Origin of the sequence: Dactylosporangium sp. NPDC000244 (assembly GCF_040300725.1) — a bacterium.
GTDB lineage: Bacteria > Actinomycetota > Actinomycetes > Mycobacteriales > Micromonosporaceae > Dactylosporangium.
Map to the genome: position 1 here is coordinate 1 of NZ_JBEPEH010000112.1, position 1,846 is coordinate 1,846.

2 protein-coding genes are annotated in these 1,846 nt (G+C 66.2%); both read right to left on the reverse strand.

The features are described 5' to 3' along the window. A partial coding sequence (locus ABT369_RS57745; protein WP_350627258.1) for a hypothetical protein occupies positions 1-274 on the reverse strand: 274 nt, incomplete at its 3' end. 81 nt (positions 275-355) lie between these two features. After that, positions 356-1,846 (reverse strand): non-reducing end alpha-L-arabinofuranosidase family hydrolase (locus ABT369_RS57750; RefSeq protein WP_350627260.1); only part of this gene is annotated, 1,491 nt, incomplete at its 5' end.

The following is a 1,846-nucleotide window of genomic DNA, read 5'->3' on the forward strand; positions in this document are numbered from 1 at the left end:
AAGGCGACACAGGCCGCCGCGGCCGCGGCGGCCACGACCCGCCGCCGACGAGGGCGATGTGTGGACACGGAAACTCCTTCAAGTCGTGACATCGATTCACGTCGAGCGATACGGGATTGGCGCCCATCATCGCCGCCAACCCGCGAACGGTCCACTCCACCAACCCGTGCAACCGTCCGGCCGTGGCGAACGCGTGAAACATCCATCTCCGCAGCCCGGCAACCGGCGTCGCCACGACCACCGGCCAGGAACTGTGCCAGGTCGTTGCGGTCACCCGCATGAGTGACCGCAACGGCCTGACGACCGCCTTTCACGAGCCCGCGCACGCCTGGGGCGCCGCGGCGCGTTGAGGCCCTCAGCGCTGCAGCGTCAGCACACCCGGTCGCCACGGCAGCAGGTTGTAGTCACCGCCGGCGCTGGGATTCTTCCCCTGGTACAGCAACTGCAGGTTGCACGGATCGATGGTCTTGGTCTGGTCGGGGTTGCTGCGGACCAGATCCCCGTGGCTGATGTCGTTGGTCCAACTGGCACCGCTGTTGGCCTTGCCCGCGAAGGGGTTGCTCTCGCTGGCGGCGTTCGGGGTCCACGAGCCGCTCAGGCTGGAGGATGTGAAGGAACGGAAGTACCGCCCCTGGCTGCCGATCGCCTCGACGATCATCAGGTACTGGTTCTGGCCCTGGACCTTGTAAACCTCGACCGCCTCGAAGAGGTTGTACTGCGAGTCGCTCATGACCGTCGTGTAGCTCGACCCGAAGTTGCCGGGGAAGTTGCCGATCGGCATGCTCGCCCGGTAGATGTTGCCGTTGTCACCGGCGAAGAACAGGTACATGTTCTGGCCGTCGCCGATGAGCGTCTGGTCGATGACGCCGGTGCTGGAGTTGGAGATGCTCCCGGTGAACAGCGCCTGCGGTGCGGACCAGCCGTTGGCGTTGGTCGGATCGCTGGAGGTCTTGTAGTTGAAGGCGTTCGGACCCCACTGGTAGGCCAGCACCCAGATGTTCTTCGGGGCGAAGTAGAACAACGTGGGCGCGACCGTGGCCTGACCCATCCCGGTCTGCGTGGCCGAGGCCATGTCGGACCAGTTCGTGAAGGTGCTGAAGTTCATGGAGCCATACGACCCGCCGCTGGAGACGTTGGATCCGTAGACCAGGTGCTTGCCGTTGTAGACGACGTTGGTGAAGTCCTTGAGCGACACCCACCCGTTCGCCGGGCTGGCCAGCGCACCCGTCGACGACCAGCGGTACGACGTCGGCAGCGAGCACGACCCGCCCGGGGACTGCGACGGCGACGACGGGGGCGGCGACGTGGGTCCACCGAGCGAAACGAGCTTGAACTGCTGGTTGGCCTGCCCGTTGCAGTCGTAGAGCTGGACCTGCTGGCCGTTGCCGGTGCCCCAGACGTCCAGGCAGCGCCCGGACTGCACGCCGGTGATCGTGCCGTTGGCGTTGACGTTCCACTGCTGGTTGGCTCCGCCGTTGCAGTCCCAGATGATGATGGCCGTGCCGTTGGCAGTGGCCGCACCGTTGGCGTCGAGGCACTTGCCGCCGTACACCTGCAGCTGTTTGCTGGACGTGTAGGTCCACTGCTGGTTCGACTGTCCGTGGCAGTCATACAGCTGCACCCGGGTGCCGTTGCTCTGGGTCGCGTTGGGCACGTCGATGCACCGGCCGGACTGTGATCCCACGATCTCGTTGGTGCCGCCAGGAGTGTTCGGGGAGGTGTTCGGGGAGGTGCTCGCCGTGGGCGACGTCGTCGGGCCGGCGGCGTTGAGGGCGTTGAGGACCGAGGTGTAGGCGGCCTTCTTGTTGCCGCCGCCGTCGAACAGCAGCGGGCTCTCACCGGAGCG